The sequence below is a fragment of the Flavobacterium suncheonense GH29-5 = DSM 17707 genome (assembly GCF_000430025.1).
In the GTDB taxonomy this organism is placed as follows: domain Bacteria; phylum Bacteroidota; class Bacteroidia; order Flavobacteriales; family Flavobacteriaceae; genus Flavobacterium; species Flavobacterium suncheonense.
Genome location: NZ_KE387021.1, coordinates 229,596 through 243,162 on the forward strand (window position 1 = coordinate 229,596; position 13,567 = coordinate 243,162).

Below are 13,567 nucleotides of genomic sequence, written 5' to 3' on the forward strand. Positions count from 1 at the left end.
AATACAATGAAGAAAAACCTATTTTGCTTTTTAATGCTTTTTTCACTAGCTGCTTTTTCACAAATAAAGTTTGAAAATGCTTATTATGTGAATAACGATGGTGAAAAAATTTCAGGCTTAATTAAAAATTATGATTGGAAGAACAATCCAACTTCTTTTGAATTTAAAACTTCTGAAGATTCTGAAGTTGAAATCATCAATATTGATTTTGCAAAAGAATTCAACATCAACAACAACTTACGTTATTTAAGAGCAGAAGTTGATATTGAAAAATCCAGTTTAAAAACCGCTCATATCGGAACTAAAAAAGAACCTGATTTCGTAAAACAAACATTGTTTTTGAAACAACTTGCTAGCGGAAGCAATAATCTTTACAAATATGAAGAAAATGGAATTGAAAAATTTTTCTATTCTACTGAAAACTCCAAAATAAAGCAGCTTATTTATATTAAATATATGCCAAGTGAGGAGGAAGTAAGAAACAACCCTGAAATTAACAGAACTTCCATTTTATCAAACGAACAATATAAAAGACAGTTGTGGTATGACGTGAAGTGCGAGACTACTAGTCAAAAAGAACTAAACTCACTTGATTATAACGAACCCAGTCTTATCAAGTATTTTAATCAGGTGAACAATTGCGATGGAAATGTAAGTGATGAAATAAAAAGCGAAAATAAAGGCAAAGCTAATTTTAACTTCAAAGTTTCTGCAGCATATAACATTAGTAACATGGAAGTTCATGACTATTTCGCAGAAGACCCTATTGTATTTAAAGGCTCAAATTTTGGAATTGGCTTTGAATCTGAAATAATCTTACCTTACAACAACAATAAGTGGTCTGTAATAATAGAGCCTTCTTATAATGTTTTTAAAGAAACTTCAAATTCTTCAAAATCAATTTTTACGACATCGCAATCAAAACTTGATCTGAAATATTTACAAATCCCTTTTGGTATCCGCCATTATTTCTTCATTGATTCAAAGTCTCGTATATTCTTAAATGCATTGGGAAATTTACGAGTAATTGGCAAAAAGTCGTATGTTAACTATAGTAATCACGAATACAATATTTTTGGACAGACCACTTTTGCTTTTGCCGGAGGTATTGGATATAATTATGATAAATTTTCTCTTGAAGCAAGATATATTACTCCAACGAACCTTTCTAATTCAAATGATGCATCTATTGACTTTAATAATATTTCATTCATTTTGAGATATGAGGTGTTTTAGAAATAAAAAATCCCGATGCAAAACATCGGGATTTTTTATTTATGGAAATAGCTACACAAATAATTTCAGTAAATAATATACTATTCCCGCTAATACAGCCGAAACCGGAATCGTTAAAATCCAGGCCCAAAGAAGGCTGATGGTAACTCCCCAACGCACGGCCGAAACACGTTTTGTTACTCCAACCCCGATAATCGAACCGGTAATGGTGTGCGTGGTAGAAACCGGAACTCCTAAATGTTCGGTTAAATATAAGGTTACTGCTCCTGCAGTTTCTGCCGCTACTCCTTCAAGCGGGGTTACTTTGGTGATTTTAGACCCCATGGTTTTTACGATTTTCCAACCACCGCTCAAAGTTCCTAATCCGATGAATACGAACGATACCAGAGGAACCCAGGCCCAATCGTCCACGAAGTGTGCAAAACGGTCAGCACTTTCTAAATTTGCATACGCCGGATCTCCGATATTCATGTGATAACAGATTACCGCGGCTCCGATAATACCCATAACTTTCTGGGCATCATTTCCTCCGTGTCCCAAACTGAACATGGCGGAAGAAAGCAACTGCAGTTTCTTAAACCATTTGTCTGCTTTATGCGGGTTGGCTTTCCGGCAGATATTCAGAATCAGAATGGTAATCAGATACGCCACAACCATCCCGACTAAAGGCGCCATAAAGATGAATAAAAATGTAGGCACTACTTTTGAGTAGTTAATTACATCAATCGTTTCTCCGTTAATTACAGCAGAAAAAGCGCCTGCATTAGCCAAAGCTGCTCCCATAAATCCACCTAATAACGTGTGGGAAGACGACGACGGAATCCCTAACTTCCAGGTAGCAAGATTCCAGATGATGGCTGCAATTAATCCGGCGAGAATTACTTCCAGAGTGATAAAACTTTCATCGACTGATTTTGCAATCGTATTACCAATTTTAAACTCACCAATCCAGTATCTGGAAATAAAATAAGCGGCGAAGTTAAACGCTGCTGCCCAAAGCACGGCCTGAAACGGTGTTAACACCTTTGTAGCCACAATGGTAGCAATAGAGTTGGCCGCATCGTGAAAACCATTGATATAGTCAAAAAGTAAGGCTAACGCAATGATTATAATTAGTATTGTAAAATCCATAAGATTACTTTCAGAATGAAAAGATGATTAAGAATGTTTAACTATAATCGACTCTAAAACATTCGCTACGCCTTTACATTTGTCTGAAGCTGTTTCCAAGGACGATAATACTTCTTTATATTTGATGATATTCTTCGCATCCGTTTCATTTTCGAAGATATCCGCAACGGCTTTATCGAATACGTTATCGGCTTTGCTTTCTAATTTATTGATACGTTTACAGGCGTCGGCAATCGATTTAAGATTCTTCATGTCTTTCAAATCCTGAATAGCTCTCGAAATTAACTGACAGGCCTCTAAATTGATTTCCGTTAATTTACGGATGGATTTTGTAATTTTCTCCACCTGATACAAACGCATTCTGCTGGCACCACCGTGCATATAATCCGCCACATCGTCCATAGCTTTGATTAACGCGTGAATATCTTCGCGGTCGAATGGTGTAATGAAATTTCGGCTTAACTCAAGGTGTGTCTTATGAGTGATTTCCTCGATATTCGCCTCTAATTCTTCTATTTTTTTGTAGTAGTCTTCTCTTTCGTTTTTTGGAGCATTTACTGCTTCATGCAAGGTTTCTGCCAATAACGTTAAATTTGAAGCAGCCTGTTCGAATAAGGGAAAGAACTTCTTGTCTTTCGGAACCAAAAATTGGAAAATACTGTTTAATGACATAAGTGTGTTAATTTGTTGCTGCAAAAGTAACAGCGCAATGTTAAGTTAATGTTAAGTTAACGACAATTCATTTTTATCAAACGCCGCCTGGAAAACCTCATGAACTTGTTTCAAAGAACAAAAAGGTTTTGTATTTTAGCCAACCAAAATTACAGTTTTACAGTAAAAAACAACTACATAATGGACATTAACTTCAACAAAAACGAAGATCACAACAAACTTTTACTTTCCGATTTAAAACAACGTCTTGCCAAAGTAAAATTAGGCGGTGGCGAAAAACGAATTGCCAAACTACATTCCGAAGGAAAAATGACCGCACGGGAGCGAATCGATTATTTATTGGACAAAGGTTCAAAAAACATCGAAATCGGGGCATTCGTTGGCGACGGCATGTATAAGGAGCACGGTGGTTGTCCGTCCGGTGGTGTAGTGGTGAAAATCGGTTACATCAACGGGAAACAATGTGTGGTTGTGGCAAACGACGCTACGGTTAAAGCCGGAGCCTGGTTTCCGATTACGGCGAAAAAGAACCTTCGCGCGCAGGAAATCGCCATGGAAAACCGATTACCAATCATTTATCTGGTGGATTCCGCCGGAGTTTACCTTCCGATGCAGGACGAAATTTTCCCGGATAAAGAACATTTCGGCCGTATTTTCCGCAACAACGCCATCATGAGCAGCATGGGAATCACTCAAATTGCTGCTGTTATGGGAAGCTGTGTTGCCGGTGGTGCTTATTTACCGATTATGAGTGATGAAGCGCTTATTGTAGATAAAACCGGAAGTATTTTCCTTGCCGGAAGTTATTTAGTAAAAGCCGCCATTGGTGAAACCATTGACAATGAAACACTTGGCGGCGCCACAACACATTGCGAAATTTCAGGTGTTACCGATTATAAAGCCAAAGACGATAAAGACGCTTTAGACCGAATCCGAAGCATCGTAGGCAAAATCGGTGATTACGAAAAAGCCGGTTTCAACCGCATCAAAGCTGAAAAACCTGCTTTGGACGAAAACGAAATCTTCGGCATCTTACCAAAATCAAGAGCCGAACAATATGACATGATGGAAATCATCAAACGTTTGGTGGATAATTCTGAAGTGGATGAATACAAAGCCGGTTACGGGCAATCCATCATCACAGCCTATGCCAGAATTGACGGTTGGGCCGTTGGTATTGTAGCCAATCAGCGAAAAATCGTTAAAACGACCGGCGCTAAAACCAAACCGAGTGAAATGCAGTTCGGCGGTGTAATTTATTCCGATTCAGCCGATAAAGCCACCCGTTTCATCGCAAATTGCAATCAGAAGAAAATTCCTTTGGTATTCGTACACGACGTTACCGGATTTATGGTAGGTTCCAAATCCGAACACGGCGGAATTATCAAAGATGGGGCGAAAATGGTCAATGCGGTTGCCAATTCTGTCGTTCCGAAATTTACGGTAGTGGTTGGAAACTCATACGGTGCCGGAAATTATGCGATGTGCGGTAAAGCTTATGATCCGCGCTTAATCTTTGCCTGGCCTTCCGCAGAATTGGCCGTAATGGGCGGTGCTCAGGCGGCAAAAGTATTACTACAGATTGAAGAATCCGCCATGAAAGCCCGCGGGGAAGAAATTACTCCGGAAAAAGAGGAAGAATTGTTCAATAAAATCAAATCGCGTTACGACGAACAGGTTTCGCCTTATTATGCTGCATCACGGTTATGGACCGATGCCATCATCGATCCGTTAGACACAAGAAAATGGATTTCCATGGGAATTGAAGCAGCCAACCACGCTCCTATTGAAAAGCCTTTTAATTTGGGCGTGATTCAGGTCTGAAAAAAACATCAATTTACTAAAGGTTAGTTCTTAAAGAATTAACCTTTTTTTATAAAATAATCTTTTCTAAACTAATTTGTTGAAAAACAATATAATTACAAATTTATTCACAAAAATGTAACATATTTTAACATTTCTTAAAAACAACCTACTGATTATCAGAATAATTATATATTTTTAAGAAAAAAAAAGTATGAAAAGAAAAATTACCCTTCTTATTTTATCATTATTTGTATTCAGTTTTATCGGCTGTAAGGATGATTCTACAGAGGAATCATATACCGTACCAACACCAACCGGTAACGTTCAAGGTAAAGTAATCGCGTCTAACGGAAGTAAACCTATTGGTGGCGCTCTTGTTTTTGTTTTGGATGAAAATCACCAAATTCATTACACTTATTCCGATGCAAACGGAAATTTTAATCTTAATGCACCTTCAGGGGAACGAACACTTCACATTCAGACCGGTGACGGTTCAAATTTCAGAACCGAGCTTGTTGTAAACATCCCAAACAACCAAACCGTAAATCTGGACGCTTCTGCTGCGAAACTTAATCAAGTGGCTAATATCGCATATGTTGCAGGAGCTTATGATAACATACAAGAGATTGTTACAAATCTCGGCTACAATGCAGACATGATTACGTTCGATAATTTATCGGATATATCAGTCATTTCACAATATGACATTATTTTCCTGAATTGCGGATCAAGACCCTCATCAGCCACAGGCCTGGAAGCTGCTATTGATGCAAATCTGGCAACCTTCGTTTCAAATGGTGGTAGTTTATATGTATCGGATTGGGATGTAGCCTATCTGACAGGAGGTCAAAGAAATTCACCATCTTGCGGACTTGCCGGAGGATTTATTGAGGACAGTAAACTATGCTCTGTAAACAGCGGCTCCAGTTCTACTATTCCAGGTGCCGAAATAAGCAATCCTGCTTTAGCAGCGGCAATGGGTTTTAACAGCCTGAATATTGAATACGATTTAGGAGCCTGGCAAAGAATTGTCAATTATGATACTGCTTTTTGGGATGTATTGGTAAAAAACCCGGCAAACAATGAAGCCTTAATGCTAAAAACCCAAAATTACAATAATCAGGATGCACCACATGTTCAAATAGGTAATGCAGCGAACAATGGTTGGGTAACTATTTGTCATCTTCCGCCAGGAAACAACGAAAATCCGATCACTATCACTATAAATGAAAGTGCCTTAAACGCCCATCTGGCCCATGGCGACAATCTTGGATCATGTAACGGCATAAGCAACAACGGAACAATTTATTTTACAACTTTCCATAACCATGCTTCCGGCAATATCGGCAATGCTTCATTAATCTTAGAATATGTAATATTGAATCTGTAAGATTGGGTGTTGAATTAATCCCGGAAAAACAATCGGACAATATCTACAGAAGTTTACTTATCAATTAAGTAACAAAAACTTAAAATCTGCTACATATCTTTATATAGCAGATTTTTTTTTATTCAGCAGCTTATGAAAAACGTACTGTATTCAGTTCTACTCTTTGTTGGTATTCAATCCGTTTTGGCACAGCAATTTACGCGTAAAGATTCCCTGCAAGGCGGATTACGTCCTGAGCGCACCAGTTTTGATGTACAGCGCTACGATCTGAACATCAAAATTAGTCCCGATGAGAAATCTATTGTGGGTTATAACGATATTGCTTTTAAAATTGCAGTTCCGACTCAAAGAATTCAAATCGATTTGTTCGATAACATGAAGGTGGACAGTATTGTTTTCAACAAAAAACAGTTGCAATACAAAAGAGAGCATCACGCTGTTTTCATCGATTTCCCTTTAATGATGCAAACCGGCGAAGAAGGCAAAATCCGTTTTTATTATTCCGGAAAACCCATAATTGCCAAAAATGCACCCTGGGACGGTGGTTTCGTTTTCGCAGAAGATACCCAGAATAAGCCTTGGATTGGTGTGGCCGTACAGGGAACCGGCGCAAGTTTATGGTATCCGGTAAAAGACACTCAAAGCGATGAACCTGATTTTGGAGCATCTGTAAAAGTAGCCGTTCCTAATGGTTTAATGAATGTTTCCAACGGACGCTTTTTGGGCAGTGAAGATTTAAAAAACGGATACACCCGTTGGGATTGGGAAGTTAAAAGCCCCATCAACACCTACGATATCACGGTTAATATTGCCGATTATGTTCACATTCACGACAACCACAAAGGTTTGGATCTGGATTATTACGTTTTGAGAGCCAACGAAGCCAAAGCCCGCAAACATTTCGAAGAAGTAAAACCGATGATGGACTGCTTCCAGTCGAAATTCGGAACCTATCCCTTTAAAGAAGACGGTTATAAATTGGTGGAAACGCCTTATTTGGGTATGGAACACCAAAGTGCCGTGGCTTACGGAAACAAATACCTTAAAGGCTATTTAGGCATGGACAGAAGTTATACCGGAATCGGCTTAACATTCGACTACATCACGATTCATGAAACCGGGCACGAATGGTTCGGCAACAGCGTAACGTCCAAAGACATTGCCGATATGTGGATTCACGAAAGTTTTACCACTTACTCCGAAGCGGTTTTTGTGGAATGTACTTTAGGCTATGATAAAGCCATCCAATACGTCAACGGTCAGAAAATGAATGTGTCGAATGACAAACCAATAATAGGTCATTATGGCGTTAATCACGAAGGCTCCGGCGATATGTACGATAAGGGTTCCCTAATGCTGAATACCATACGACACATAATCAATGACGATGCAAAATGGTGGGCGTTGATTTTAAAATATTCGGAAACATATCGTCATAAGATTATCGAAACCCAAACCGTAGTGGATTTCTTCAATAAAGAATCCGGTCTGAACCTTACGCCTGTTTTTGATCAATATCTTCGTTATAAGAATGTCCCGGTTCTGGAGTACCGTCAACACAAGAAAAATGTGGAAGTTCGCTGGAAAACCGATGTAAAAAACTTCGCCATGCCAGTGGAATATACTGCTAACGGTAAAATTTCGCGCATCAACGTAACGAACAACTGGCAGAAACTTCCGGTGAAAACCACTGCAGATAAAATCGATTTTAACACGAAAAAAATGTACTTTAAAACCTCAAAATTGCATTAATTTTCATTTGGTCGATATTCTAAATCGCTTCAACGAAAAAACTACCTTAGTTTATTGTTCTTCAGTATCTTAGCATATATCAAATCGACTATGCTATGGACACTGTAAAAAATTTAAACAAATGGGCTAACGCACACACCAGTTATCCTTTGGATATTTTAAGGATAGCATTAGGCGTTTTTTTAATCGTAAAAGGGATTTCATTTATTACCAACCGACAGTACCTGCATGAAATTATGAGTCAGGCCGGAAATTTAGGTGGAGAAATGCTAATCATACATTATATTGCTGCTGCGCATATGATGGGCGGACTAATGATTGCTTTTGGGTTACTCACCAGATGGTCTATTGTGGCACAATTACCGATACTCATAGGTGCAGTAGCAGTAAATTTTATGGGAAGTTTTAATACTCAGAATTTCATTTTGGCTTCCCTGACACTTATTGTTTGTGTGTTTTTTCTTTTCTACGGAAGCGGTAAACACTCTGCAGATTACTATTTTAAAATGCAGCAATAAAGAAAACAACTTTTTTTAATATTCTCTAACCACAAAGATTGCAAACCTTCGTCATTGGGGCGATGTGAACTGTAAAAGCGACTTTGTGGTTTTTTATTGAATGGTTTCAAGCCTTTTAATCTTTCCGGTTTCCGTTTCTCTGAATTTCGGCACAAACAAAATTTCTTTTGGTTTTTCAAATTTGTCCAAAACATCAAAAACCAAAGTTTGAATGTCATATGGTTCTGCTTCTATCACCAGCAGAAGTTTTTCGCCAAGCCTTGCATCGGGTTTTCCGATCACAAAAAAACGATATGGAATTTTCCCGGACAGCTTCTCCTCTATTTTCTCGGGAAACAGTTTCACACCGCCGCTGTTAATCACGTTGTCGTACCTTCCCAGCCATTTAAACTGATTGCTGTTTACAATTTCCACCACATCATTCGTAACGATTTTTTCATCTGAAACTCTTGGTGCTTCAATAACCAGACAATTTCTTTCATCGGTACCAATGGTGATTCCCGGTAAAACCGAAAAAGCCTGTTCCTGAACTTTCTTCGCGGCGATATGCGTTATGGTTTCCGTCATTCCGTAAGTTTCATATACCGAAACGGGTAGAGTTTTTAACTTTCCTGCCAGCATCGGATTTAATTTGGCACCACCAATGATTGTCTTTTTTACACGATACAACTCAGCAATGGAATTTTCAACCTGAAGTGGTACCATTGCGGCAAAATCATATGCTGCATCATTTCCGTCAAGCGGATGAGCATCCGGCTTAACCAAGTCGAGTTGCCAGCCACAGACAATGGCGCGAACCAACATCATTTTTCCGGCAATATATTGTGTGGGAAGACAATGCAACGCTTTACAACCTTCTTCTAAATTGAAAAACTCAGCCGTAGCGAATGCGGAATTGACCATCGCTTCTTTTTTCAGGTGAATTTCTTTGGGTTTTCCTGTGGTGCCGGATGTTGTTAAAGTTATAAAATCGTTAGCATCAAACCATTCCAGAACAAAACGCCCGAATTGTTTTTTGTATTCTTCCGCTGAATTTAAAAACGATTGTGCCAACAAACACAAAGCCTCTTTATCGTAAGCAACCGAATTTAATGTAAACGATGCATGAACCGTATCGCATAACTTTTTCATGATTACAGAATTTCCTCGGTTACTTCGGTTGGCTGTAATTTTCCGAATAATTTCTGATTCCAGTTGGTCCACTTATACTTTCTGGCGAAGATGAAAATCAGGATTGGGAACACTATGAAAACCGGTAAAACTACATCGAAACCGGCACTAGGTTCGGAAATGTCCTTAAAAACAGAATTCGTCTGAAAAGCTGTCCAGTCTGCGGTGACCAACAAAGCACCCACTAAATTATTTGCGGCGTGAAACCCTAACGCCAATTCCAAACCGTCGTCCATCAAAGTGATTAATCCTAAGAAAAAACCCGTTCCGATGTAGTAAATCATAATTGTCATTCCCATTTTTCCGACTTCCGGATTGGCGATGTGCATCAACCCAAACAATACTGATGTTATTACAAACGGAATAATCCTGCTATTAGAAAAAATACCTATTCCCTGCATCAGATAGCCTCTGAAAAGAAATTCTTCAAAACTTGTCTGCAACGGAATTAATATAATCGCCAAAATTAAAAACGAAAAGAAAGCACCGGGTTCAAAATTAACGACAAAGTTCTCCGGCGATGCGTAATAGGCTGCAACCGTTAATATGGCGGTTACCGAACCCCAAAGGGTAAAGGCAAAGAAAATTCTGCTCCAGTCAACTTTTTGTCTTGCAGTGGTAAGGCTTCTGAGACTTTGTCCGTGCAGGAATTTTACCCAAAACAACAGTCCTAAACAGAAAAGCGATAAAGGCAAAACCATCATCACAAAAGTAACATTGGAACCGAATTGTTCAATCATCTGATGGATTACGTCTTCTGTATTCATGTCTTGTGTTGTCAGGTAATTCAGCAACATCAAAAGTGTAAAACCAACAACTACAAGAAGGTATAAGATTAAATGAGTCGTGTAATTATAATTTTTAGTTTTAAGTTGTTCGATATACATAACAGGTAAGTTTAACCAATTAAATTTTGTTATGCCGAAAATACGTCATTTTTAAAAGTATACCTTTACTTTTGCAAAAAAATTATCCATGATTACCATTTACCACAACCCAAAATGCAGCAAATCCAGAGAAGGTGTTTGTTTGCTGGAAGAAAAAGGAATAGAATTCAAAACCTTCAAATATCTGGATGAAAAAATCACCAAACGCGAACTGACTTCCATCATCAGAAAACTGAAAATCAAACCCATAGAACTAATCCGAACCAAAGAAGAACTTTGGAAAGAAAACTACGCCGGTAAAGAATTTACAGATGAGGAACTGATTGTTATCATGCAGAAAAATCCGATTTTAATCGAACGGCCGATTATCATTAACGGTAATAAAGCGGTTATCGGCCGGCCTATCGAAAAAATCCTGGAGATTATTTAGAACAATTATACTTTTGTTTTAACAAAGATTTGTGAATTTACCCTTAAACCACGGAGTAATTTTGCAGTCTTAAATGGAAACAAACCAGTCATTCATGAAAAGCATTCAAAAAATACTAGTCGCATTACTACTAGTATCGTCTGTTTTGACTTTCGCTCAAGGACCTCAGAAAGTTAAAATTACAGGAAAAGTTATTGAAAAAGCAACGAGCCAACCGCTTGAATATGCTAGTATTTATGCGCAAAACACCAAAAATCCGAGTATTGTTAACGGCGCCATGACCGATGCTAAAGGAGAATTTTCCTTTGAAGTTCCTTCGGGTACTTACTATCTGAAAGTAGAATTTCTTGGATTTAAAACCGTAGAATTTAAAGATAAAGCCATCACTGCAGACACTAATTTAGGAACTGTCGCCGTAAGTGAAGAAGCCAAACAGTTGGATGAAGTTGTGGTTATTGCCGAACGTTCTACCGTAGAAATCAAACTGGACAAAAAAGTGTACAACGTTGGTCAGGACATGATGGTAAAAGGTGGTACTGCCAGCGACGTTTTAGACAACGTTCCCTCCGTTTCGGTTGATAACGACGGAAATGTAAGCTTACGCGGAAATGAAAACGTTCGTGTTTTAATTGACGGAAAACCGTCCGGCATGGCAGGTAACATCGCCGATGCTTTAAGAACATTACCGGCAGACGCTGTTGAAAAAGTTGAAGTAATCACCAATCCGTCAGCCCGTTATGAAGCAGAAGGTGGTGGTGGTATTGTAAACATCATTTTAAGAAAAGGAAAAGCACAAGGGGTTAACGGCAGTATTACCGGAACAATCGGAGATCCGCAGAATTATGGTTTAAACGGAAACATCAACTTAAGAAGTGAGCATTTCAATTTGTTTACAACAACCGGTTATACCAACAGTAAAAGTCCCGGAAACTCCTTAACCGATACCGAATATCTAAACCGAACTACTGGCGAAACAACGAATTACATCAACGAAAGACGCAATAACGAAAGAGCTCGTGAAGGGTACAATACCAATTTCGGATTAGAATGGTTTTTAGACAAAACCACCACTTGGACCAATGCCATTTCCATCCGTAAAAACAGCAGCAGTAATCCGGACAATGTTTTGTATTATAATTTTGATGCCGATTACACACCTACTTTCATCCGAAACCGTTTTAACGATCAGTACGGTAAGAGTGTTGATTTTGAATACACTACCAATCTGACTAAAAAGTTCAAAAAAGACGGTCATAAACTGACATTCGATATTGCAATATCAGCAGACCGGGACAACAGCAAATCTACCATTACCGATTATGTTTTTGGTGACGAAGCCAATAAACTGATTGAAAGAACCACAAATAACGAAAAACAGCAAAGAAACCTTTTCCAGGCCGATTACGTGCTGCCAATTGGAGAAAAAACCCAGTTTGAAGCCGGTTATCGCGGAAGTTTCACCAACCTTACCACTCCGTTTGCCATCGATTATTTAGACAACGACGGAAACTGGGTAAACAATGCGCAATACACCAATACCTTAGAATACCTTGAAAAGGTTAACGCTTTTTATACGCAATACGGATCAAAAATCAATAAGTTTTCCTATTTGCTTGGGTTGCGATTTGAAGACACACACATCAACGTAAACCAATTAACCACAAACGATTACAATACAAAATCGTACAATAACTTTTTCCCAAGTGTGTTTTTAACGTATGAGTTTTCGGAATCTTCAAGCGCAAGTATCAGTTACAGTAAGCGTATTAACCGTCCGAGAGGCCGTTTCTTAAATCCGTTCTCTAATTATTCAAGTAACATTAACTTGTTCCAGGGAAATCCGGACATTAACCCGGCAAAAACCGATGCTTTCGATTTAGGCTACATGAAACGCTGGCCGAAACTAACGTTAAATACTTCGACTTACCTGAACAGAACAACCGATGTTTACCAGTTTATCCGCAAGGAATCCGGTGATTTTGTAAATGGTGTACCTGTAATTGTAAGTACTCCAGTCAATTTAGCCACAGAATACCGTTTCGGATTTGAATTTACGTTAAATTATAATCCATACAAATGGTGGCGTATAAACGGTAATTTTAACTTCTTCCGCAATGAAACACAAGGTGATTATCAGTATATCAATTTTGAAGGTGATGAAATAACACAAAATTTAGACAATACGGCTTATTCCTGGTTTTCAAGAATTAATTCCAAAATCACATTACCATACGGAATCGACTGGCAAACTAACGCCACTTACAATGCACCTCAGAAAAATGCCCAGGGAACCAGTAAAGGTGTGATATCTGCCAATGCTTCTTTAAGCAAGGATCTGTTTAAAGAAAAAGCTACGCTGGCTTTGAATGTAAGTGATATTTTCAACTCCAGAAAAAGAATCACCGAAACGAATTTAGCTAACGTACTAAACTCCTACAGCGAAATGCAATGGAGAGTAAGACAAATCAATCTTTCGTTCACCTATCGTTTCAACAAAAAGAAAACAGACAAAGAAAAACAGCCGAAACGTGAAGAAAACGGCGGTGATGAATTCTTTGGCGGTTAATGATTAATT

General features: G+C 38.5%; 11 protein-coding genes. 7 read left to right on the forward strand and 4 right to left on the reverse strand.

The features are described from left to right. Positions 1–6 precede the first annotated feature (6 nt). Complete coding sequence (locus tag G498_RS0113570; RefSeq protein WP_131387674.1) at positions 7–1,236, forward strand: porin family protein; 1,230 nt, start codon at positions 7–9, stop codon at positions 1,234–1,236. A gap of 51 nt (positions 1,237–1,287) precedes the next feature. On the opposite strand, the gene G498_RS0113575 is transcribed toward G498_RS0113570, so the two are convergent. Together G498_RS0113575 and G498_RS0113580 are read right to left on the reverse strand one after the other, a co-directional pair. Continuing rightward, entirely contained in the window at positions 1,288–2,367 is a 1,080-nt protein-coding gene (locus G498_RS0113575) for an inorganic phosphate transporter (RefSeq protein WP_026981656.1), read from the reverse strand. 27 nt (positions 2,368–2,394) lie between these two features. Further along, a complete protein-coding gene (locus G498_RS0113580) occupies positions 2,395–3,039 on the reverse strand; it encodes a DUF47 domain-containing protein (RefSeq protein ID WP_026981657.1) in 645 nt (214 codons plus the stop codon). A 180-nt stretch (positions 3,040–3,219) separates the two neighbouring features. On the opposite strand from G498_RS0113580, the gene G498_RS0113585 reads away from it, so the two are divergent. From G498_RS0113585 to G498_RS0113600, 4 genes are all read left to right on the forward strand, one after another. After that, positions 3,220–4,863: an acyl-CoA carboxylase subunit beta gene (locus tag G498_RS0113585; protein WP_026981658.1), complete on the forward strand. Its 1,644-nt coding sequence runs from the start codon at positions 3,220–3,222 to the stop codon at positions 4,861–4,863. Between the two features lie 193 nt (positions 4,864–5,056). After that, positions 5,057–6,235, forward strand: coding sequence for a carboxypeptidase-like regulatory domain-containing protein (locus tag G498_RS0113590; protein ID WP_035744105.1), 1,179 nt, complete (start codon positions 5,057–5,059; stop codon positions 6,233–6,235). Between the two features lie 132 nt (positions 6,236–6,367). Further along, positions 6,368–7,987 carry a M1 family metallopeptidase gene (locus G498_RS15195; RefSeq protein ID WP_035744103.1) on the forward strand — a complete coding sequence of 540 codons (1,620 nt, stop codon included), beginning with the start codon at positions 6,368–6,370 and terminating at the stop codon, positions 7,985–7,987. A gap of 95 nt (positions 7,988–8,082) precedes the next feature. Then, the gene (locus G498_RS0113600; protein WP_026981660.1) at positions 8,083–8,505 is read left to right on the forward strand and encodes a DoxX family protein; all 423 of its coding nucleotides are present in this window, start codon (positions 8,083–8,085) and stop codon (positions 8,503–8,505) included. A 93-nt stretch (positions 8,506–8,598) separates the two neighbouring features. On the opposite strand, the gene G498_RS0113605 is transcribed toward G498_RS0113600, so the two are convergent. Together G498_RS0113605 and G498_RS0113610 are read right to left on the reverse strand one after the other, a co-directional pair. Next, the gene (locus G498_RS0113605) at positions 8,599–9,636 is read right to left on the reverse strand and encodes an AMP-binding protein (protein WP_026981661.1); all 1,038 of its coding nucleotides are present in this window, start codon (positions 9,634–9,636) and stop codon (positions 8,599–8,601) included. Positions 9,637–9,638: 2 nt separating this feature from the next. Beyond that, on the reverse strand, positions 9,639–10,562 hold the full coding sequence (locus G498_RS0113610; protein ID WP_026981662.1) for a CPBP family intramembrane glutamic endopeptidase: 924 nt from the start codon (positions 10,560–10,562) through the stop codon (positions 9,639–9,641). Between the two features lie 88 nt (positions 10,563–10,650). Between G498_RS0113610 and arsC the strand changes: the two genes are divergently transcribed. Beyond that, positions 10,651–10,992 carry an arsenate reductase (glutaredoxin) gene (gene arsC, locus G498_RS0113615; protein WP_026981663.1) on the forward strand — a complete coding sequence of 114 codons (342 nt, stop codon included), beginning with the start codon at positions 10,651–10,653 and terminating at the stop codon, positions 10,990–10,992. 94 nt (positions 10,993–11,086) lie between these two features. Continuing rightward, on the forward strand, positions 11,087–13,558 hold the full coding sequence (locus G498_RS0113620) for a TonB-dependent receptor domain-containing protein (protein WP_026981664.1): 2,472 nt from the start codon (positions 11,087–11,089) through the stop codon (positions 13,556–13,558). Positions 13,559–13,567 lie beyond the last annotated feature (9 nt).